27 protein-coding genes and 1 tRNA gene are annotated in these 18120 nt (G+C 68.0%); 4 read left to right on the top strand and 24 right to left on the bottom strand.

Features of this window, described 5'->3' with window-relative positions:
• From HUG10_RS00680 to HUG10_RS00595, 18 genes are read right to left on the bottom strand one after another with little or no spacing between them, the layout of a single operon-like run.
• Complete coding sequence (locus tag HUG10_RS00680) at window positions 1–537, bottom strand: 50S ribosomal protein L6 (protein ID WP_179167715.1); 537 nt, start codon at window positions 535–537, stop codon at window positions 1–3.
• A 2-nt stretch (window positions 538–539) separates the two neighbouring features.
• Window positions 540–932, bottom strand: a complete 393-nt coding sequence (locus HUG10_RS00675) for a 30S ribosomal protein S8 (protein WP_179167714.1) — start codon at window positions 930–932, stop codon at window positions 540–542.
• Between the two features lie 2 nt (window positions 933–934).
• Window positions 935–1126 (bottom strand): 30S ribosomal protein S14, encoded by a 192-nt coding sequence (locus tag HUG10_RS00670; RefSeq protein ID WP_179167713.1) that lies wholly within the window; start codon window positions 1124–1126, stop codon window positions 935–937.
• Window positions 1123–1650 carry a 50S ribosomal protein L5 gene (locus HUG10_RS00665; protein ID WP_179170956.1) on the bottom strand — a complete coding sequence of 176 codons (528 nt, stop codon included), beginning with the start codon at window positions 1648–1650 and terminating at the stop codon, window positions 1123–1125. The genes HUG10_RS00670 and HUG10_RS00665 overlap by 4 nt, the downstream gene beginning before the upstream one ends.
• Window positions 1647–2375: a 30S ribosomal protein S4e gene (locus HUG10_RS00660; RefSeq protein ID WP_179167712.1), complete on the bottom strand. Its 729-nt coding sequence runs from the start codon at window positions 2373–2375 to the stop codon at window positions 1647–1649. The genes HUG10_RS00665 and HUG10_RS00660 overlap by 4 nt, the downstream gene beginning before the upstream one ends.
• Window positions 2375–2737, bottom strand: a complete 363-nt coding sequence (gene rplX, locus HUG10_RS00655) for a 50S ribosomal protein L24 (protein ID WP_179167711.1) — start codon at window positions 2735–2737, stop codon at window positions 2375–2377. Before rplX ends, HUG10_RS00660 begins: the two co-directional genes overlap by 1 nt.
• Window positions 2734–3132: a 50S ribosomal protein L14 gene (locus HUG10_RS00650; RefSeq protein WP_179167710.1), complete on the bottom strand. Its 399-nt coding sequence runs from the start codon at window positions 3130–3132 to the stop codon at window positions 2734–2736. The genes rplX and HUG10_RS00650 overlap by 4 nt, the downstream gene beginning before the upstream one ends.
• A complete protein-coding gene (locus HUG10_RS00645; protein ID WP_179167709.1) occupies window positions 3132–3458 on the bottom strand; it encodes a 30S ribosomal protein S17 in 327 nt (108 codons plus the stop codon). The genes HUG10_RS00650 and HUG10_RS00645 overlap by 1 nt, the downstream gene beginning before the upstream one ends.
• Window positions 3449–3928: a ribonuclease P protein component 1 gene (locus HUG10_RS00640; RefSeq protein WP_179167708.1), complete on the bottom strand. Its 480-nt coding sequence runs from the start codon at window positions 3926–3928 to the stop codon at window positions 3449–3451. Before HUG10_RS00640 ends, HUG10_RS00645 begins: the two co-directional genes overlap by 10 nt.
• A 2-nt stretch (window positions 3929–3930) precedes the next feature.
• Complete coding sequence (gene rpmC / locus HUG10_RS00635) at window positions 3931–4149, bottom strand: 50S ribosomal protein L29 (protein ID WP_179167707.1); 219 nt, start codon at window positions 4147–4149, stop codon at window positions 3931–3933.
• 3 nt (window positions 4150–4152) lie between these two features.
• A complete protein-coding gene (locus HUG10_RS00630; protein ID WP_179167706.1) occupies window positions 4153–5202 on the bottom strand; it encodes a 30S ribosomal protein S3 in 1050 nt (349 codons plus the stop codon).
• Window positions 5202–5669 carry a 50S ribosomal protein L22 gene (locus HUG10_RS00625; RefSeq protein WP_179167705.1) on the bottom strand — a complete coding sequence of 156 codons (468 nt, stop codon included), beginning with the start codon at window positions 5667–5669 and terminating at the stop codon, window positions 5202–5204. Before HUG10_RS00625 ends, HUG10_RS00630 begins: the two co-directional genes overlap by 1 nt.
• Window positions 5670–5671: 2 nt before the next feature.
• A complete protein-coding gene (locus HUG10_RS00620) occupies window positions 5672–6094 on the bottom strand; it encodes a 30S ribosomal protein S19 (protein WP_179167704.1) in 423 nt (140 codons plus the stop codon).
• A gap of 2 nt (window positions 6095–6096) precedes the next feature.
• Window positions 6097–6822: a 50S ribosomal protein L2 gene (locus HUG10_RS00615; RefSeq protein WP_179167703.1), complete on the bottom strand. Its 726-nt coding sequence runs from the start codon at window positions 6820–6822 to the stop codon at window positions 6097–6099.
• Window position 6823: 1 nt separating this feature from the next.
• On the bottom strand, window positions 6824–7075 hold the full coding sequence (locus HUG10_RS00610) for a 50S ribosomal protein L23 (RefSeq protein ID WP_179167702.1): 252 nt from the start codon (window positions 7073–7075) through the stop codon (window positions 6824–6826).
• A complete protein-coding gene (rpl4p, locus tag HUG10_RS00605) occupies window positions 7072–7818 on the bottom strand; it encodes a 50S ribosomal protein L4 (protein WP_179167701.1) in 747 nt (248 codons plus the stop codon). Before rpl4p ends, HUG10_RS00610 begins: the two co-directional genes overlap by 4 nt.
• Before the next feature lie 3 nt (window positions 7819–7821).
• Window positions 7822–8838 carry a 50S ribosomal protein L3 gene (locus HUG10_RS00600; RefSeq protein WP_179167700.1) on the bottom strand — a complete coding sequence of 339 codons (1017 nt, stop codon included), beginning with the start codon at window positions 8836–8838 and terminating at the stop codon, window positions 7822–7824.
• A gap of 8 nt (window positions 8839–8846) precedes the next feature.
• Window positions 8847–9680 (bottom strand): putative RNA uridine N3 methyltransferase, encoded by an 834-nt coding sequence (locus HUG10_RS00595; RefSeq protein WP_179167699.1) that lies wholly within the window; start codon window positions 9678–9680, stop codon window positions 8847–8849.
• A 234-nt stretch (window positions 9681–9914) separates the two neighbouring features.
• On the opposite strand from HUG10_RS00595, the gene HUG10_RS00590 reads away from it, so the two are divergent.
• A tRNA-Gly gene (locus HUG10_RS00590) sits at window positions 9915–9985 on the top strand.
• A gap of 52 nt (window positions 9986–10037) precedes the next feature.
• Here HUG10_RS00590 and HUG10_RS00585 read toward each other — a convergent pair.
• From HUG10_RS00585 to HUG10_RS00575, 3 genes are all read right to left on the bottom strand, one after another.
• Complete coding sequence (locus tag HUG10_RS00585; RefSeq protein ID WP_179167698.1) at window positions 10038–11324, bottom strand: sodium:calcium antiporter; 1287 nt, start codon at window positions 11322–11324, stop codon at window positions 10038–10040.
• Between the two features lie 180 nt (window positions 11325–11504).
• Window positions 11505–11783 carry a hypothetical protein gene (locus HUG10_RS00580; protein ID WP_179167697.1) on the bottom strand — a complete coding sequence of 93 codons (279 nt, stop codon included), beginning with the start codon at window positions 11781–11783 and terminating at the stop codon, window positions 11505–11507.
• Between the two features lie 89 nt (window positions 11784–11872).
• Window positions 11873–12994: a YihY/virulence factor BrkB family protein gene (locus HUG10_RS00575; protein ID WP_179167696.1), complete on the bottom strand. Its 1122-nt coding sequence runs from the start codon at window positions 12992–12994 to the stop codon at window positions 11873–11875.
• A gap of 161 nt (window positions 12995–13155) precedes the next feature.
• On the opposite strand from HUG10_RS00575, the gene HUG10_RS00570 reads away from it, so the two are divergent.
• From HUG10_RS00570 to HUG10_RS00560, 3 genes are read left to right on the top strand one after another with little or no spacing between them, the layout of a single operon-like run.
• Complete coding sequence (locus HUG10_RS00570; protein ID WP_179167695.1) at window positions 13156–13524, top strand: MTH1187 family thiamine-binding protein; 369 nt, start codon at window positions 13156–13158, stop codon at window positions 13522–13524.
• A 35-nt stretch (window positions 13525–13559) separates the two neighbouring features.
• Window positions 13560–14495, top strand: coding sequence for a methenyltetrahydromethanopterin cyclohydrolase (mch, locus tag HUG10_RS00565; protein WP_179167694.1), 936 nt, complete (start codon window positions 13560–13562; stop codon window positions 14493–14495).
• 14 nt (window positions 14496–14509) lie between these two features.
• Entirely contained in the window at window positions 14510–15022 is a 513-nt protein-coding gene (locus HUG10_RS00560; RefSeq protein ID WP_179167693.1) for a hypothetical protein, read from the top strand.
• A gap of 46 nt (window positions 15023–15068) precedes the next feature.
• On the opposite strand, the gene HUG10_RS00555 is transcribed toward HUG10_RS00560, so the two are convergent.
• From HUG10_RS00555 to HUG10_RS00545, 3 genes are all read right to left on the bottom strand, one after another.
• Entirely contained in the window at window positions 15069–16694 is a 1626-nt protein-coding gene (locus HUG10_RS00555) for a GTPBP1 family GTP-binding protein (RefSeq protein ID WP_179167692.1), read from the bottom strand.
• A gap of 160 nt (window positions 16695–16854) precedes the next feature.
• Window positions 16855–17433, bottom strand: a complete 579-nt coding sequence (locus tag HUG10_RS00550; protein ID WP_179167691.1) for a DoxX family membrane protein — start codon at window positions 17431–17433, stop codon at window positions 16855–16857.
• A 136-nt stretch (window positions 17434–17569) separates the two neighbouring features.
• Entirely contained in the window at window positions 17570–18091 is a 522-nt protein-coding gene (locus HUG10_RS00545; protein WP_179167690.1) for a J domain-containing protein, read from the bottom strand.
• Between the last annotated feature and the right edge of the window lie 29 nt (window positions 18092–18120).

The raw sequence follows: 18120 nt of genomic DNA, 5'->3' as shown, positions 1-18120 counted from the left end.
TCAGGCACCTCCCGTCGGTTTCTCGGTGATGTACACGCCGTCCTGGAAGACGCGCGAGTCCTTGTCCGTGACGCGGGTGAGCTGCTCGATGTTGGCCGCCGTCTGTCCGACGTCCTCCTTCGAGGGACCCGTGAGGGTGAGCTCCTCCCCGTCGATCTGTACGTCCGTGTCGCCGCGGATCGCCGCGCGGCGTGGGGCCTTCTCCCCGAGGAAGTTCGTGATGACGACGTCGTCGCCCTCCACGGAGACGTCCATCGGGAAGTGGGCGTAGAAGACTTCCATCTTGTACTCCCACTCGTCGGTGACGCCGTGGATCATGTTCCGAACGTGGCTCCGGAAGGTGCCGACGGTGGCCGTCGTCTTCCGGCCCGCGTCGTCGTCGTGTTCGATGACGACCGCGCCGTCCTCGACGGAGACGCCGACGTTCGGATACCACAGGCGACGCGTCGCCGAGCCGTTCGGCCCCTCGACCGTGAGGTCGAGGTGGTCGAGTTCGGCCGACACGTCCTCGGGTAGTTCGATTTCTGTTCGTGCCATTGTCAGTATACGTATGCGATTACCTGACCACCGATGCCCTGTTCGCGGGCCTCGTAGTGGCTCATGACGCCGTGCGAGGTGGTCACGATGAGCGCGCCGTAGTCGCGGGCGGGGAGGTACCGCTTCTCCCATCGTTCGTAGTCGTCCGCGCCCACGGAGTATCGGGGCTTCACCGCGCCACACTCGTTGATGGCGCCTTTCAGTTCGACCTCGAACAGGCCGGCCTTCCCGTCCTCGACGTACTCGAAGCCGTCGACGTAGCCGCGGTCGTACAGTACTTCGAGGATGGAGCCGACGATGTTCGAGGCGGGCTTCACCGTGTAATCCAAGTGGCCGACGCTCTCGGCGTTGTCGAGACCGCCGAGCGCGTCGGAGAGGGGATCGTTGCCTGCCATTGTTATCGGTACTTGCGGAAGCCCATGTCGCGGGCGACCTCGCGGAAGCACTGGCGGCAGAGGTTGATGTCGTACTTGCCGACAAGTCCCTGTTTCCGCCCGCACCGGCGGCACTCGTGCCGCTGGCCCGTGCGCTTCTCCGCGTGTTCGCCCGTCGATTCGGGGCCCGTCTGTTCGATTTCTGCGTCGCTCATTCGTTCACCTCGACCTCGAACTCGCGCTCGAGGAACTCGACCGCGTCCTCGACGGACATGCGGTGCCTGGTCGGCAGCGACCGGCTGACCTTGTCCCGCTTGGAGACGCGGTAGCCCGGTCGCGTGAGCGCGACCGTCACGTCGAGCCCGTAGATGCCGATGCTCGGGTCGTACTCCTGGCTGGGGAACTCGGTGTGTTCCGCCACGCCGAAGCTGAAGTTGCCGTTGTCGTCGAACTGGTCGGCCGAGAGGTCGACCAGTTCGAGCGCCGTGTCGAGGAACTCGAGGGCGTTCTCGTCGCGAAGGGTGACCTTCGCGCCGATGGGATCGCCCGGACGGATGTCGAACTCGTTGATGGCCCGCTTGGCCGTCGTTCGAACCGACTCCTGGCCGGTGATCTCCTCGAGGATCTCCTCGGCGTTCGCGAGCTCGCGCCCGCCGCGGCCGACGCCCATGTGGACGACGACCTTGTCGATGCGCGGTTCGCGCATCTCGTGGATCTCGGACTCGGCCTCAGACATCAGGAATCATCCCCCGCGGTGTCGGTGGCCGCGTCGTTCCCCGTGAAGTTCTCGTCGATGACGACGACGTACTTCTCGACGGTCTCGAAGTCGTCCTCGTCGTCCCGGCTCACGGTGACGCCGTTGGCGCCTGAGCCGGGGGTGACGGAGATCTCCTCGAGCGTGCCGATCTCGCCGGAGTGGGTCCCGTCGACCGCGGTGACGAGCGCACCCTCCTCGTAGGGGAAGTGCGCGACGACCTCCTTCGTCTCGTTGTCGACGACGAGCGAGTCCTTGCCGCTGTACTCGCCCTCGTCGTCCTGGAGCGTCGTGCCGTCGTGCAGCGTGTACTGGAACCCGCCGCCGGCGACCTGCGTCTTGCCCTCGACCTTCCCGAGCCGCGAGGAGGCGGACTCCTCGTCGATGGGGGTGAGCGCGAGACGCCCGCCCTCGCCCGGGAACACGCGGAAGAACTCCTCGCGCTCGCGGAACGCAAGGATGTCGAACATCCCGACCGGGCGGGCCTCGTCGGACACCGCCACGCCGTTCACGAGCACGGAGTCGTTGTCGAGCGCGTAGCGCGCCTCCTTCTTCGAGTCGACGTACCCCAGCACGTCCCGGAGGACGATGAGCAGGGGGACGCCCGACTCGCCGTGGGGGCCCGCGCCCGCCTTCACGGTGAACGTCGATTCCTTCCGTTCGACCGGCCACGAGTTCGGGGCCGACAGTCGCTTCTGATGGTTACTCATTATGCTGCCTCCTCGTCCGACTCGAGACGCGCCTCGCGGCGCTCGTCGTCGAGGGCGAGCCCCACCACGCGCACGTTCGAGGTGTCGAGCGGCCGGGGGACTTCCTCCCCGTCGGCCGACTCGATCGTCACGTCCTCGACGTGGATCTTCGCGTCGCGCAGGTCGACCGAGACGACCTCGGCCTCCTCGCCGGCGAAGTCGCCGCGCATGACCTCGACGGTGTCGCCCGCGTTGACGCGGACGCTCCGCTGGCCGTACTCCTCGCGGAGGTCGGCCGAGAGGGTGGCGCGAACCTGCTTGTGTCGCTCGTGAAGGGGCGCGTCCCGCTGTCGGGTGCGCTGTTTGTGCGGTTGCTTTGTCATACGATCTGCGTCGCTGTCGATGCGATGCTCCCGAAGCGTTCGGCGACCTCGCGCGCGATGGGACCCTTGATCTCGGTCCCGCGCGGCTCGCTCATGTCGTCGATGACGACTGCAGCGTTGTCCGCGAACTTCACGCGCGTGCCGTCGGGGCGACGGATGGGCTTCCGTTGACGCACGATGACGGCCTCGAGGACCTGTCGGCGCATCTCGGGCGTGCCCTTGGTGACCGAGACGGTCACCTTGTCGCCCACTCCCGCTTTGGGGTGTCTGTTCTTGGTCCCGGTGTAGCCGGAGACGCTGATAACCTTCAGCTCACGCGCGCCTGTGTTGTCGGCACACGCGATGAGCGACCCCTTCTCGAGCCCCTGCGTGACGTCGGCCTTGAGGGCTTCCATCAGGAATCACCCTCCCGGATCTCGACGACCACGTGGGATTTCGTCTTCGAGAGCGGTCGCGTCTCGGCGATGCGCACCTCGTCGCCTTCCTCGACGTCGAGGCAGGGCGAGCAGTGCGCGGGGACGCGGCTCCGTCGTTTCATGTAGCGGTCGTACTTCGGTACGAAGACGTCGTACTCCCGCTCCACGACGACGGTCTTGTCCATCGCTGTGGAGGCGACCGTTCCTTCGATCGTCTGACCGCGCACGGACAGCGTCCCGTGGTACGGACAGTTCTCGTCGGAGCAGGTCTCCTCCGGTTCGTCTGTGTTCAGTCCTATTGCCATGTCGAATCACCCGCACGTTCCGTGCGGAAGGCGGGTCGTGAGAGCAGTCTGGCCCCATCCACCGTAACGTAGACCACGTCCTCGCAACCGCCCGACTGACCGGCTGTGACCCCGGCAGTATCGTCCTGCTCGGTGCCGACGGCCAGAGTGTCGGCGTCGAGCGACGGAAGTTCGCACGTGGACCCCGGGGGCTTGCGCGCCCCGGCGGCTTCATTTGTGGGCCCGCTCGCCGCCTGCCCGGCGGGAGCGGTTTCGACGGAATCGTGAGCCGAGGGGAGCGCGAACTCGAACGTCGCGCCCCGTTTGGGTACCTGTTTGTCCCCCGAGTCGGTGCGGATAGATATGGTCCGCTGGCTCTCGGACACGACGCGCCCGGCGATGCCCGCGTGGGCGTCGCTGGCGGCGGCGGCCACCCGAACGGGCAGCCCGATGAGTTCGTGTCGCGTGAGCGTCTCGGGGGTCAGTGGCATCCTTACTCCTCGGTCTCGTCGATGTCGCCTTCTTCTCGCCGGATCGTCTTGATCCGCGCGATGGTCTTTCGCAGTTCGCCGACCCGCCCGGGGTTCTCGGGCGCGCCACCCGCGGCCTGCACGGCCTTGGCGTTGAGCAGTTCCGTCTCGAGTTCGTCGAGCTCGGCCTCCCGCTCGGCGGGCGTCATGTCGCGGATCTCCGCGACGTGGAGGATCGCCATCGGCTACTCCTCCCCCTCGTCGGTGTCGTCGTCGGCCGTCTCCGCCTCGTCGCCGTCCTCGGCCTCGTCGGTCGTGTCCTCGTCGGCGTCGGATTCCGCGGAGTCGTCGGTCTCGGACTCCTCCTCGGCCTCCATCTCGGCGACGAGCTCCTCGGCCTCGGCCTCGACGTCCTCGTCGAGGTCCTCCTCCTCGGCGACCTCGACGGCCTCCTCGGATGCGGTTCCGACGTTGGACTCCTCCGGGGCGCCCTCGGCGGTCTCCCGGCTGGAGTCGGTGCTCTGGGCCTCCTCGACGACCTCCTCGACGATCTCCTCGTCGATGGCCTCCTCGGGCGACTCGTCGGGGATCTCGGGCTCGTCGTGGTCGGGGACCTCGGGGGTCTCGCCCTCCTCGACGTCGGCGAGGAGATCCTCGACGCCCTCCTCCTCGACGGTCTGTTCGACCTCGGGAGCCTCGGCGTCCTCGTTGATGTCGAAGTCGTCCGGCAGCTTCGCACCCGGCGGGATGATCTTCACCGTGACGCCGATGGTGCCGAGCTTCATGACCGCGACGCCCTGGCCCTCGTCGACGACGTCCTCCGCGGGCTCGCCGTTGTGCTTGACGTAGCCGCGGTTGAACTTCTCGACGCGCGAGCGGGCGCCGGTGACCTTCCCGCTCAGGACGATCTCGGCGCCCAGCGCGCCGGCGTCCATGATGCGGTCGATCGTGGTGTGACCGGCCTTCCGGAAGTACCAGCCGCGCTCGAGCGCGTTCGCGAGACGGTCCGCGACGATCTTCGCGTTGAGGTCGGGTTCGTCGACCTCCTGCACGTCGATCTGCGGGTCGTCCATGTCGAACCGCTCCTCGAGTTCGCGGGTGACCTTCCGGATGTTCTTCCCGCCCTTGCCGATGACCATGCCGGGCTTCTCGGCCTTCAGGACGATCTGGGTCCCCATCGGGGTCTTGGCGACGTCCATGCCGCCGTAGCCGGCGCGGCCGAGTTCGGTCTCGAAGAACTCGTTGATCTGGCTCCGCTGGAGCCCGTCCTCGATGAACTGGTGCTCGTCCGCCATTATTCGGCCTCCTCCGGTTCCGTGAGTATCATTTCGACGTCGACCTGCGTGGAGTTCCAGGGCGAGGCGCGCCCCATCGCGCGGGGCTTGCGGCCCTGCTGTTCGCCGACCTTGTGGGCGGCGACGTGGTCGATGACCATCTCGTCGGCGTCGAAGCCCTGGCGGTCGGCGTTGTTCTTGACGTTCTCGAGGAGCTTCTGGAAGTCCTCGGTCGCCTTCTCCGGGTAGCGGCCGGCGTCCCAGCCGTCGATGTCGGAGCGGTGTCCGACGCCGGAGTTGTGCTGTCTGAACGGGACGGACCGGTCGCCGGCGAGTACCGCTTCGAGGTACTCCTCGGCGTCGGTGACCGTCTCGCCCTTGATGGCGCGGGCGACGGCCTTGCTGTGCTTCAGGCTGAGTTGCCGCTCCCGGAGCATCCCCTTGGCGGAGGCGTCCGGGTCGGCGTCGACGCTGTAGTTGATTCCCATGGTTACTTGAGGGGCACGAACTTCGAGGACCGGGTCGCGCCGAGTCCGGCCTGACCGTGTTCGACGGAGTTCCGCGTGAGGTGGAACTCGCCCAGGTAGTGCCCGATCATCTCGGGCTCCACCCGGACGCGCTCGAACTCGTGTCCGTCGTAGACGGCGAACGTGAGACCCACGAACTCCGGCAGCACGGGCATGTCGCGCACGTGCGTGCGGAGCGGGTCGTTCGCCGTCTCCTCCTCGGTCGCGTCCCGGGCGTCCTCGAGCAGCTTCATCTGCTGGACGCCGAGTCCTCGGGTGATGGTTCGCCGCTGTCGGGCGGGGAGCAGTTCCGCGACGTCCTCCAGATCCATCTCCTGGAGTTCGTCGAGCGTGTGGCCGCGGTAGGTGAACTCACCTTCGCGGCCGGTTCTGTACTCGGAGCTCATGTTCAGTTGTTCCCTCCGCGGCCAGTGCGCTTGGAGGCGATGTCGCCCACCTTCCGGCCCGGCGGAGCGTTCCGCGAGACGGACTTGGGCTGGCCGGGGTGCTGGCGGCCGCCGCCACCGAACGGGTGGTCGACGGCGTTCATCGCGACCCCGCGAACGCGCGGGTACTTCGTCCCGCGCGATTTCATCTTGTGGTACTTGTTTCCGGCCTTCACGAACGGCTTCTCGGTGCGACCGCCGCCAGCGACCACGCCGATGGTGGCGCGGGCGTCGGGGTTGAGCCGCTTGACCTCGCCGCTCGGCAGCTGGACGACCGCGACGTCGCGGTCGTGGGTTAGCAGCGTCGCGTTCACGCCCGAGGCGCGGGCGAACTTGCCCCCGTCGCCGGGCTTGGACTCGACGTTGCACACCGGGATCCCCTCGGGGATCTCCGCGAGCGGGAGCGTGTTGCCGGGCTTGATCTCGGCCGAGACGCCCACCTGGAGCGTCTCGCCGACCGTGACGCCCTCGGGGGCGAGCACGAGTCGGCGGTCGTCGTCCTCGAACTCGACGTCCGCGAGCGGCGCGGAGCGCGCCGGGTCGTGTTCGATGCCGACGACGGTGCCGGAGATCGTGGCGTCGTCCGCCTCGACCTTCTTGTGGTTCTTCTCGGATTTGTAGCGGTGCGAGGGCGCACGGAAGGTGGACCCACCGCGACCGCGTCGTTGTCCCTGAATCCTGCGTCCCATTCTAGAACACCCCGATTCGAGAGGCCACTTCCTGGGCGTCGTCGTCCTCGCCGAGGGCGACGGTGGCCTTCTTCTGCCCCTTGGGCGTGATCTGCGTGTTCACGTCGTCGACGGTCACGTCGAACTGCGACTGGATCGCCTCGATCACTTCGGGCTTCGTCGCGTCGACGTCGACGATGAACTGCAGCTTGTTGCCGAAGTCCATCTCGTCCATCGCCTTCTCGGTGACGAGCGGGTGTTTGATCACCTTCATCGGTCCGCCACCTCCTCGAGCGCGCTCTCGGTGAACAGGGTGAGTCGGCCCGCGTGCGTGCCGGGCGCGAGGTCCTCCGTGTTCACCTCGGCGGCGGTCGTCACGTCGACGCCCGCGAGGTTGCGGGCGGCCTTCGACGGCTCGCCGGCGGTCACGAAGAGGATCGACTTGGGCCCCTTGTACTTGCGCCCGCGAGCCTTGCCCTGGCCCGCGCGCACCGAGCGGCCCTCGTCAGCGCGCACGACGTCGTCGTGCACGCCGAGCGCCTCGAGCAGTTCGACGACCTCCTTCGTCTTCACGAGGTCCTCGAAGTCGTCCGAGACGACGAGCGGCAGCTCGATGTCCTCGTCGAACGCGTGACCGCGCTCGGCGACGACCTCGGGGTCCGCGGTGGCCGCGAGGGCCGAGCGGACGGCGAGCTTTCGCTCCTTGTCGTTCACCTTCTTCGACTGGTCCTTCTCGGCCTTCGGCGGGTGCGCCTTGCGCCCCTTCACCGTCTGGGGCACGCGCCGGCCCTGCCCGTTCTGTCGGGGCACGTGGGCCATCCCGCGGCCGGAGCCGAACGACTCGGCGGGCGTGCGGAGCCCGGCGTACTCGTCGGCGCCGTAGGCCTGCTTCCTGTTTGCCTGCGCGGCGACCACGGCCCGACGGATCAGGTCCGGTCGGTACTGGGTCTCGAAGACCTCGGGGAGGTCCACCTCGCCCGTCGTGTCGCCGTTCAGGTCGTGTACTGTTGCCTTCATGGGTTAGCCCTGGTTCGATGCGGTGGAGACGTAGCGCACCTCGGGGTCGAGGCGCGGCTGGTCGTTCGGCCGGATGGCCGGGCGGAACCGCAGGAGCCGCTTGTCGGGGCCCGGCAGCGAGCCCTTGACGAGCGCGTAGTGGCCGTCCACCTCGCCGTAGCCCTTGAAGCCGCCCTCGACGGAGGCGTCGTCGCCCTCGCCGAAGTCGATGAGCCGCTTGTTGAGCTCGGTCCGCTGGTGGTAGCCCATCTGGCCCTGCTGGGGGACTGTCGAACGCACGCGCGAGGGGTTCCACGGGCCGAGGTTACCGATCCGGCGCCGCCACCCCTGGCGGGCGTGCTTGCCCTTCCGCTTCTGGACGCCCCAGCGCTTGACGGGGCCCTGGGTGCCCTTGCCCTTCGTGACGCCGGAGACGTCCATGTACTCGCCGGCGCGGAACACGTCGCCGAACTCGTGCTCGCCACCCTCCTCGACGAGGTCGAGGGCGTAGTCGAGCCGGTCCGACAGCGAGTCCCCGCCGACGCGGGTCTCCATCACGTCGGGCTTCTTCTTCGGGACGTTCGCCATCGCCGCGGGCTCGGTGTGGGTGATGAAGCGCAGATCGTCGATCGCGCCGTCGTCCACGAGCTCGCGGAGTTCGTCTGCGTCGTCCTCGAAGGTGTCCTCCGCCGGCAGGTCGAGCGTGCGGTCGAGCTCCTCGTGGAACTCCGAACCCCACACTTCGGTTACCGGCTTCTGTCCGTACGGCGTGTCCTCGTACGCTCGCAGGGCGACCGCCCGCATGGGGGGCACCTCCACGACCGTCACGGGAACGGACTCCTCCATCCCCTCGCGCGGGGAGTCGGATTCGTCGTTCACCATGACGACGTGGGTCATGCCCGCCTTGTAGCCCGCGAAGCCCTGGACGCCGGCCGCGCCGTCGTCCTCGGGCCACGAGCGGATGCGGGGGACTTCGCTAGTCGCGCGCGTGCGCGGGCCGAAGCCCAACGAGCCCTTGCGTGGTCTGCTTGGTTGTGGCATTGTTTGGCTTACTCCGTGAGCGTGAGGGGCGAGAGCGTGGCGAACACCGCTTCCTCCGTCCGCACGACCTCGCTCCCCTGTCGCGGAATCGTATTCAGCCAGAGATCGAACCCCGAGTCGTCCACGGCCCCGGGTTCGACCGGCACCTCCTCGGGGTCCACCCCGAGGATGGCCGGAAGCCCTCTGCCGGGGGCGCCGAACGCGATGGCGACGTGTTCGTCGCGTAGTCGCGCGTGGAGGTCGCCCAGCTCGGACACGGACAGCGGTCGTCCGTGCCGCGAGGTGGCGACCGCCACGTCGGCGGCGGCGAGGGCGTCCGAGATGTCCTCGCCCGCGACGCGGAACCCCGGTGCGGGGTCGTCCACGATGCGGGCGCGGACGGGTTCTCGCGAAGAGACCCTGACGGTGACGCGCTCCCCCTCCGCCACCTCCCGTCCGGGAGGCAGGTGAAGGGAGATCGGGTGTTGCAGTCCGCAATTGACCCGAACGCGGCCTTCAGGTCCGACCTCGGTCACGATTCCGTCTCGCAACTCCGACCCGTCTGGGCCGGAGGTGTCGGGCCGCATGGGTGGGAGCACGCCGACGTCCCGGAGTTCCTCGCGCATCCCCCACTCCTCCTTCCGGAGGTAGGAGGGGGTCGCGCAGTACTCCAGCACGGTGCGAACGTACCCGCCGCCCCAGCGGCGTTCGCCTTCCCCGTCGGGGAAGACTACCAACCGGTCCGCCCGGAAGATCGTCGCCGCACGGGCGACGTAACCGAGTTTCCGCGTGGCCTCGCGGCCGTCCTCGGCCTCCCGGACGAGCGACGACGGCACGAGCACGTCGAGTGTCGTGCCATCCATGTCGCTTCACCGGACTGTAACTCAAAGTAGCTCATTCGCGCCGTAAAAGAACATCGGAACGCCCCCGGGAGAGTGACGGCCTGACACACCCGTTTACGGTCGATTTGCATGCGACGTGGTGTCGTGGGTGACGCGGCGAAGGCATGTCAGGTACCCCCACGCCCGCCTGCGGTTACGTGCTTTCGCATTCGACAGCGTTAAGTTGGTCCCTCGGGAACTGTGAGTTGCAACAGGGCGCTGGTAGTGTAGTGGTATCACGTGACCTTGCCATGGTCACAACCTGGGTTCAAATCCCAGCCAGCGCACTTCTGTCGCCGCCGCTTCGTGAGGAATGGCCGTGCTGTTTCAGTCACCTGTTCAGTCCGTCATCGTCGATTGAGCGTCAGTCCCGAAGGCGTATCGTCGTACCGAGGCGGCGACACGAGGGAGGTGCCGTCGCCGCAGAACGAGGATGCCAAGACCGAGAACCACGTAGAACGCGCTGTAGAGAAGTAACCCCTCGTACCGTTGGAAGGCAGGATAGAACTGGGCCAGAAAGAGACCGAGCAGTGCGAGCGCCTCCCTGATGCTGATCTCGAAGTTGAGCAGGAGCGTAACGGCGAAGAAACTCTGCGCCGCCGTGAGCCAGATCTCCCCGGCCTGCTTCTGGCTGAACGAGAGCATATCGTAATAGCCAAGCGAGAGACTGTACACCAGCACGAGCGTCCCGATGAGCAGCGTCCACTGATTGAGCTTCGAGGAGATGAGCGCGTTGAACGACGCCGTCGTCCTGGCCTTCCGCACGAGGTACGCCGTGGCGATGAACTCCGGACTCTCGCTGGCCAGGGGTGCGACCCACTGAATCATGAAGAACGACGAGACGCCGAGGCGCGGGCCGAGCACCTCGAGGCCCTTCGCGAACGGTTTCACCGCGATGAGAATTACGATCGCAGAGTACGCGAACATGATCAGGATCGCGCCAACTCTGCGGGGACGTGTGAGTTTCTGGAAGTAGCCAGGCACACCGAGGTGGACTTCCTCACCCGCCTCCCCCTGGAAGATGACGTAGATGTAGACGACGTACAGTCCGACGAGGAACGCTGCATCGATCACGTCGATCCCCCCGTTAAGTGGGATAACGAAGGCGTAGACCGTAGCGATAGCGAGGAACACGATCTCGATACTGATCCGCGGTTCGAGTTCGACCGCGTCGGCGAGGAATCCCTCCCGGTTCACGACCGCGTCGCCGCCCGACCGAGTCGCTCGGTGTATCGCGTACAGCGCGATGCCCGCCCAGCCGAGTCCGATGAGGATACGGTTTGCCCCGGTCATGTTAGCCACGGCCAAGTTGGCGGCGGTCTCCGAGGCTGGTGTTCCAGGTGCAGCCCCCGCCTCCCACGCGTAGAGAGCGTCGACGGCGTACTCGGGGGCGACAGCGATGACCGCGAGCACGGCGAGCGCGAACGCTCGTGGCACGTCCGTTTCAGCGGTCTCGGCAGCCCACGTGAGGACGAATGCGGCGCCGAGCACCGCCACGCCGCTCGTGGCGATGATGGCCATCGTGGAAAGCGAGGTCACAACACCGACCGATCGGAGGACGACCCACGGGAGCGTGAGTGCGACTACCAGTGCTAGCGCTACCAGGGGGTGTCGAAACCGTCCCATCGTACGGACGTCGTTCCGTATACCGAAAAGAAGTTCCGGCCAATGTAGCGGTCCCGGAAGTGAGAGAGGTGGCGACGAACTCGGTGATGATCGTAGTTGGCGTCGGTCAGATGGGCACCGGGCGAAGCAAGGTGACCGTCTCGGCACGGTTCGCGAACGAGCACCGACGGCGCCAGTGGGTTATCTCATATCCTCGCCCGCGTCGCCGCCGTACCCCACCGCGCCGTCTGTCTCCACCGTCGCCAGTCCCTCCAGCTCGCAGAACTCGTCCACGGCCTCCTGCGCCACCCGAACCCGATAGGAGTCGAACCGCAACTCGGCCTCGACCTCGCCGCCGAGCGACTCGACGGTCTCGGCCAGTTCCTCGGCCGAGCAGTCCCCCAGTTCGACCACCAGCGTCACGTCCTCGCCGGCCACGGGGTCCTCCCGGAGCCGGCGCACCGGATGGCTCAGATACATACCGGCCCTGGCTCGCCGACGACCAAGCCGGTTTCGACTGTTCTCGGGGGTCATCCTCCGGTCGTCGATCACGAAGCGGAGAGACGGATTCAGTCGCCGCCACCGTCGCCATCGTCGTCCCGTTCGACGGTCCGATCGACGTCGGGTTTCGCCACTTCGTCCCCACCCAGACCGGTCGCCGTCGAATCGACCGCCCACCGGAGTTCCACGCCCACGTCGTGCGCGTCGAGCACCGACGGCTCTGTGTCCGTCGAGAGTCGCTGCGGCGGGGGGAAGGTGACCGAGCGATCGCCGACCGTGACCGTCAGCGCGCCCGGGTCCGCGAGCATGGACTCGAGTTCCGTGATGGCGCGGACGACCTCGTCCGAGGTCGGTCGCTCCGGTTCCCTCCCGGCCCCGCCGACGACGGGGTCGATGGCGACGTCGGCGCTCCGGTTCGAGAGGACGGCGTTCACGGACGCGCCGACGAGGATGACCAGCCCGGAGAAGTAGAGCCACGTGAGGAACACGAGGATGGCGGCGACGACGCTGGGGTCCTGCTGCGTGCCGCCCCACTGCGCGTACACCTGGAACAGCGACTCGAAGACGGTGAGGCCGACCGCCGCGAAGGCCGTGCCCGGGAGGACCTCGACGACGCCGACGTCCGTGTCCGGGAAGACGTAGTACATCGGGAACAGCGCGACCACGAGCGCCAGCACGAGGAGGATCCGACTGACGATCGGCCACAGCAGGCCGTCCCCGCCGGACGGGACGTACTGGCGGAGGAACGCCGCGAGCACTACCCCGACACCGAACACGAGGAGCAGCAACAGCGCGTCGCCGAGCTGGTCGAGGAAGGTGTTCTCGGCCTCCGTCTCGTAGATGTCGGAGAACGCGGTATCGAGCCCGCGGAAGATGCGGAGCGACCCCCATACCAGCACTCCGAGTCCGGCAACGGAGAGGCCGCGCGACTGGCCGGCGCGTTCGAGCTCCGAGAGCAGCTCCGACCCGGCGTTCTGCGTGAGCGCGCCACGGACCAGCGACTCGAACGCCGACTGCAACCCGCCGTTCCCGGCCGACGAGAGCACGAGCACGACGAGCAGCAACAAGGGGAGCAGCGAGACGAACGCGTGGTACGCGATGCTCCCCGCGAGGAAGGTGACGTTCTCCGTCCTGATCTCGTGGACGACGGCGCGGGCGACGGAGACGACGCGGCGACGGTCGGGGATCACGTCCTCGCTTCTCCCCCTCGTGCCGAGAAACCAGCGGCGGATCGTCCTCCGAAAAGGTGATCGGCGCGAGATTCGGCCCGCAATCCAGCGCGGGATCCGACCTGAAATCCAGCGCGAGATACGGGCCGGGAGTTAGGTGGGTTCGCGTCGTAGCCCGACCCATGACAGTCATCGCACTGCTCAGCGTCGCGCCCGTCGTCGAGGGGAGCATGGCCGGCGAGGTCGCGAAGGCGGTCGAAGCGCTCGACGACTTCGACGTGAGCTACGAGACGAACCCGATGGGAACGGTGATCGAGGCGGACGACATCGAGGAGCTGATGGCCGCGGCGACCGCCGCTCACCGGGCCGTCGACGGCGACCGCGTGAGCACGGTCCTCAAGATCGACGACAAGCGGACCCGAACCGAACCCGCGAGCGAGAAGGTCGAGGCCGTCGAGCGTGAACTCGGTCGGCCCGCCCGCAGCGACGCCGGGAACGAGGAGGGCGGCGGCGGAACGAACGCGGACGGCGAGGACGGCGGAACCGACTGACAAACTCTTTCCGGGGAAGCGCCCAATCGACACCCATGGACAGCCTCAATCGCATGGCGGTCGAGCTGGTCGACGAGGCGCTGGACTTCGCCGACGAGCTGAACCTGGCCGCCTACGAACTGGACTCCGGGGCAACGGTCCTCGACTTCGGCGTCGAGGCGGACGGCGGGCTGGAGGCGGGCCTGCTGCTCGCGGAGATCCAGACGGCCGGGCTCGCGACCGTGCAGGCGCGGATGGACCGCGTCGCCGGCGCACCCATCCCACACGTCGAACTGACGACCGACCACCCGGGGATCGCCCTGCTCTGCTCGCAGAAGGCCGGCTGGGAGCTCGACATGGAGGGATTCGACGGGCTGGGTTCGGGCCCGGCGCGCGCGCTCGTCGGCGAGGAGAGCGAGTTCGAGGCCGTCGGCTACTACGACGAGTTCGACCTCACCGTCCTCGCGGTCGAGAGCGTCGAACTCCCCGGCGACGCGGTCGCAGAACACGTGGCCGAGCGGACGAACGTGAACGAGTCCGCCGTCTTCCTCCCGACGTGCGCGGTCGGCTCCACCGTCGGGAGCGTCACGACAGCCGCGCGAGCGGCCGAACTCGCCGTCTTCCGGCTGTTCGAGCTCGGCTACGACCCCATGAACGTGCTCTCGGTGGCCGGCACCGCACCGGTCGCCCCGGTGAGCTACGACGAGACGGAGGCGATGGGTCGGACGAACGACGCGCTCGCGTACGGCGGCGAGGTCCACCTCACCGTCGCGGAGGACTTCGACCGCTTCGACGAACTTCCGTCAGTCGCGGCCGACGAGTACGGCACGCCGTTCGCGGACATCTTCGCCGACGCCGGCTACGACTTCTACGAGGTGGACGAGTCGGTGTTCGCGCCGGCCTCCACGACCGTGGACGTGGTCGACGGGCCGACGTACGCGCTCGGCGAGACGCGCGAGGACCTGCTCGCGGAGTCGTTCGGACTCGAGTAGACCGGTTCCGTTCGATGAAGTTCAAACTCGTCCCGGAACCGCCGGCAGACAGGGGGTTCGTCACGGACGTGCAGGCCGCGGTCCCCCTGATCCCGGAGAGCGAGGACGACTGCTGCGCCCGGCTGATGCGTCGATGCGACCTGCGCTCCCGCGACATCGCGCGGACGTGGCTCACCTTCCTCCGGGCCCTCGGCCTGGCCGAGGAGACGCCCTCGGGGTTCAGGCGGGTTCGAGCGTCGCCGACCGTCGACGACCTCCGGCGGTCGTTCCTGGACGGCGTGTACGGCGCGACCGACGTCGCGGATGCGCTCGCGTCCGCGGACGATACCGATCCGCTGACCGTCGACGAGGCGTTCGAGGCGCTCCGCGACCGCGTGCCGACCTGGGAGCGCACCCGCACGGACGACTGGGAGGGCGTCTGGACGGACCGCGCGGAGCGGATGCTCGGCTGGTTCGTCCTGCTCGATCTGGCGGAGCGTCGAGGGGAGGACTACGTGCCGACGGCGACGCTCTCGGAGTACGTCTGAATCGAACTCCGGCCCGGCTCTGGTTCCAAAAACCGATCCGCGGACGTCACTCGTCGGCGTACTCGACGTCGGTGACGGTGCCGACCCCCTTGCTGCGGCCCTCGCGGAACACGAACCGCTGCCCCTCCTCGACGAGGTACGGTCGGAACTTGAACTCAACCGTCGTCTCGCCGGTGTCCCCGGGGAGGAGCCGCCCGCCCTCGGGGGAGAACACCGCCGCCTCGCTCACCGTCTCGAGGTGGATGACGGGCTCGTACCCGTCCTGAATCCTCGTCGGGTGGTTGAGCACCATCACCTCGGCGTCGAACGAGCGGACCGGGCGGACGTCGGCCGACCGGGGAACGAGCGCCATGCCGCGCTGTACCTCGCGCTCGCGGACGCCCTTCAGCGCGATGCCGACGATGCGGCCGGCCTGGGCCTTGTCCACGCGGTGGTAGTGCATCTCGATGGAGCGCACCTCAACCTCGCGGAACGAGCCGTCCGGCATCGGGCCGAGCAGGAGTTCGTCGCCCGCCTCGACGGTTCCGGCCTGGATGGTGCCCGACGCGACCGCGCCGACGCCCTTCACGTCGTACGTCCGGTCGACGTACATCCGGAACTCCGCGTCGGCGTCGCTGGCCCGCTTGGGCAGCGCCTCCAGCAGTTCGTCCAGGTCGTCGAGCCCCTCGCGGGTCACCGCAGAGGTGGAGAACACCGGGACGACGCCGTCGCCGATCTCCTCGACCGCCGTCCGGACGCCGTGTCGCTCGGCGCGGAGCGGGGTCTGGCCGACGTCCCGGAGCATCGACTCGACCTCGCGTTCGACCTCGGCGGCGCGCTCGTCGGTGACCGCGTCGACCTTCGTCAGCGCCACGATGGTCGGGAGGTCCATCGCGAGCAGGATGCCGAGGTGCTCGCGGGTGGTCTTCGTCGGCCCGTCGTCGGCGGCGACGACGAGCAGGCCGTAGTCGAGTTTCTGGCCGACCAGCCCGCGGATCGTCGTCCGGAGCCACGGCTCGTGGCCGACGGTGTCGACGAACGAGACCAGCCGGTCGGCCTCCTGCACGACGCGGGCCCGGTCGGACTTCCGATGGGGGTTGTCCATCCGGACCTGCCCCTCGTCGTCGAAGCCGTACACCGCGTACGAGAGGTCCGCCGACAGCCCGCGCTCGACCTCGTGGGGCTGGACGTCGAGGAACGACCGGGTGCCGCCCTCGCCGTCGTCGGCCTCGCCGGTGACGAGCGACCCGACGAGCGTGGACTTGCCGTGGTCGACGTGGCCGGCCGTGCCCACGACGATGTGCTCGTCGTCGGTCTCCAGCATCGCGCCCTCGCGAACGGTCGCCAGGCCGACCAGCCCTTCCTCGTCGGCGGGACCGGAGCCGGCGCTCCAGGTCTCCACGTCGTGGATGTGCGCCTCGGCCTCCTCGGCCAGCAGGGAGAGCACGTCCATCGTCTCGGAGAACGAGTCCGGCGAGATGCCGGCGATGCCGCCGTCGTCCGTGACGCCGACAACGTACAGCGCCTCGCCGTCCCCCGAGAGGACTCGGTGGCGCAGTTGTGCGGCGAGACTCTCCAGGCGGCCGTCCGCTAGGTGAACGTCCTTGGAGAGGCGGGTCTTGAACTCGATGTAGCCGCCGTCCTCCTCGCCGCGCTCGATGGCGTGCTCGAGCGCGGCTCGGTCAGCGCTCATTGCCGGGGAGTCAGCGTTCGGCGAGTATAACGTTTTTCACGAAACAGGATGTTTACCGCGTGTAACCGGGGCCTACCGGCTGGACCGCCGATATCGTGTATCGATTCGCGGAGGGAGAGGAGAGAGAAGAGGAAGGAGAGGAAGAAGGGTCCGAGGTCGTTCAGCCGAGGACGTACTCGAGGACGGGGTAGCGCTCCAGCAGGGGAACGCCGCCCACCTCGTAGTTCTCGATGTACGCGTCGAGCCCGAGGATCCGCCCGGCGCCGAACGCGGCGACCGCGAGGAACACGAGCATGTACGCGAAGTCACCGTTGATCACGCCGTGTTCGACGCTCCAGTTCCCGAGGTAGAACGTCGCCATGAGCAGCGCGCCGAAGAACGAGGCGAGACGAGTGAACGCGCCCACGAGGAGCCCGAGCCCGAGGAGGAGTTCCCCCCACGGTACCGCGACGTTGGCGACGGTCATCAGCCACGGGACGTTCGACATCGCGACGAACGCATCGGCGAGGGGGCTGCCGTTCGCGACGGTCGCGAAGCGGAGGTAGCCGGTCGCGTCGAACGCCTCCCCCGCGACGAATGGCAGCTTCGTCCAGCCGGCCCAGAGGAACGCGGCGCCCATCATGAGCCGAAGCGAGAGGACGAACCACGCGCTGAGGCTGTGTGCTCGGGCGCGGACGGTCCGGCCGGCGACGGTGCTCTCGAAGGTGTTGCTGGTATCGATGGAAGCGGATGTTGCCATGCTAAATTCCTCCTTACACACATCTTCGACGTGTTGGGTAATAAACTAATATAGATACGTGATAGCATACTTCTCCGTAAGTTATGAGAATGTATTTCCGCCTGGGAACTCGCCGAATCCCGGGTCGAGAACCGGATCACTCCTTCAGCGTGTCGTACGCGCGGTTCACGCGCTTGAACTCCTCCTCGTCGCCGCCCGAATCCGGGTGGGCCTCCTTCACCCGCTCGCGGTACGCCCGCTTCACGTCCGCCTGCGAGGCGTCCGGCGACAGGTCGAGTTCCCGATACGCCTCGGCGGGCACCATCCCGGGATCCATCGCGGGCGACCCGGTGGGACCGCCGCTCCCGCCCGGGCCCCGCGCCCTCCCCTCGCGTCCCCGCCCGTTCCGCGCCCGCTGTCTCGCCTCGCGACCGAATCGCGATCGGGATGCCCGGGGGCCGCGGCCCGCGTCGGCGTGGTCACCCGCGCTGACGTCCGACTCGCGGACCCGCTGGGCGAGGCGGCCGGTGGCGTGCTCCCAGAGGATGTACGACACGACCCCGAACGGGAGCGCCACGACTAACAGGAACAGCGAGGAGTCGAACGCCAGCACGCCCATCAGGACGGAGATGCCGGCGAAGACGGCGGCGAGCCCCAGCAGCAGCGGATCGCGGTCCACGGCGTCACTCGGCGTTCCGCGACCGTAAA

Origin of the sequence: Halorarum halophilum, from assembly GCF_013401515.1 — an archaeon.
GTDB lineage: Archaea > Halobacteriota > Halobacteria > Halobacteriales > Haloferacaceae > Halorarum > Halorarum halophilum.
Note: the sequence above shows the minus strand (reverse complement) of the source record. Positions and strands in the feature narration are given on the sequence as shown.

Bases quoted from the DNA above. Each gene is read 5' to 3' on its own strand.
- HUG10_RS00680 (WP_179167715.1), bottom strand. From the start codon at position 537: ATGGCACGAACAGAAATCGAACTACCCGAGGACGTGTCGGCCGAACTC.
- HUG10_RS00675 (WP_179167714.1), bottom strand. From the start codon at position 932: ATGGCAGGCAACGATCCCCTCTCCGACGCGCTCGGCGGTCTCGACAAC.
- HUG10_RS00670 (WP_179167713.1), bottom strand. From the start codon at position 1,126: ATGAGCGACGCAGAAATCGAACAGACGGGCCCCGAATCGACGGGCGAA.
- HUG10_RS00660 (WP_179167712.1), bottom strand. From the start codon at position 2,375: ATGAGTAACCATCAGAAGCGACTGTCGGCCCCGAACTCGTGGCCGGTC.
- rplX (WP_179167711.1), bottom strand. From the start codon at position 2,737: ATGACAAAGCAACCGCACAAACAGCGCACCCGACAGCGGGACGCGCCC.
- HUG10_RS00650 (WP_179167710.1), bottom strand. From the start codon at position 3,132: ATGGAAGCCCTCAAGGCCGACGTCACGCAGGGGCTCGAGAAGGGGTCG.
- HUG10_RS00645 (WP_179167709.1), bottom strand. From the start codon at position 3,458: ATGGCAATAGGACTGAACACAGACGAACCGGAGGAGACCTGCTCCGAC.
- HUG10_RS00640 (WP_179167708.1), bottom strand. From the start codon at position 3,928: ATGCCACTGACCCCCGAGACGCTCACGCGACACGAACTCATCGGGCTG.
- rpmC (WP_179167707.1), bottom strand. From the start codon at position 4,149: ATGGCGATCCTCCACGTCGCGGAGATCCGCGACATGACGCCCGCCGAG.
- HUG10_RS00630 (WP_179167706.1), bottom strand. From the start codon at position 5,202: ATGGCGGACGAGCACCAGTTCATCGAGGACGGGCTCCAGCGGAGCCAG.
- HUG10_RS00625 (WP_179167705.1), bottom strand. From the start codon at position 5,669: ATGGGAATCAACTACAGCGTCGACGCCGACCCGGACGCCTCCGCCAAG.
- HUG10_RS00620 (WP_179167704.1), bottom strand. From the start codon at position 6,094: ATGAGCTCCGAGTACAGAACCGGCCGCGAAGGTGAGTTCACCTACCGC.
- HUG10_RS00615 (WP_179167703.1), bottom strand. From the start codon at position 6,822: ATGGGACGCAGGATTCAGGGACAACGACGCGGTCGCGGTGGGTCCACC.
- HUG10_RS00610 (WP_179167702.1), bottom strand. From the start codon at position 7,075: ATGAAGGTGATCAAACACCCGCTCGTCACCGAGAAGGCGATGGACGAG.
- rpl4p (WP_179167701.1), bottom strand. From the start codon at position 7,818: ATGAAGGCAACAGTACACGACCTGAACGGCGACACGACGGGCGAGGTG.
- HUG10_RS00600 (WP_179167700.1), bottom strand. From the start codon at position 8,838: ATGCCACAACCAAGCAGACCACGCAAGGGCTCGTTGGGCTTCGGCCCG.
- HUG10_RS00595 (WP_179167699.1), bottom strand. From the start codon at position 9,680: ATGGATGGCACGACACTCGACGTGCTCGTGCCGTCGTCGCTCGTCCGG.
- HUG10_RS00585 (WP_179167698.1), bottom strand. From the start codon at position 11,324: ATGGGACGGTTTCGACACCCCCTGGTAGCGCTAGCACTGGTAGTCGCA.
- HUG10_RS00580 (WP_179167697.1), bottom strand. From the start codon at position 11,783: ATGTATCTGAGCCATCCGGTGCGCCGGCTCCGGGAGGACCCCGTGGCC.
- HUG10_RS00570 (WP_179167695.1), top strand. From the start codon at position 13,156: ATGACAGTCATCGCACTGCTCAGCGTCGCGCCCGTCGTCGAGGGGAGC.
- mch (WP_179167694.1), top strand. From the start codon at position 13,560: ATGGACAGCCTCAATCGCATGGCGGTCGAGCTGGTCGACGAGGCGCTG.
- HUG10_RS00560 (WP_179167693.1), top strand. From the start codon at position 14,510: ATGAAGTTCAAACTCGTCCCGGAACCGCCGGCAGACAGGGGGTTCGTC.
- HUG10_RS00555 (WP_179167692.1), bottom strand. From the start codon at position 16,694: ATGAGCGCTGACCGAGCCGCGCTCGAGCACGCCATCGAGCGCGGCGAG.
- HUG10_RS00550 (WP_179167691.1), bottom strand. From the start codon at position 17,433: ATGGCAACATCCGCTTCCATCGATACCAGCAACACCTTCGAGAGCACC.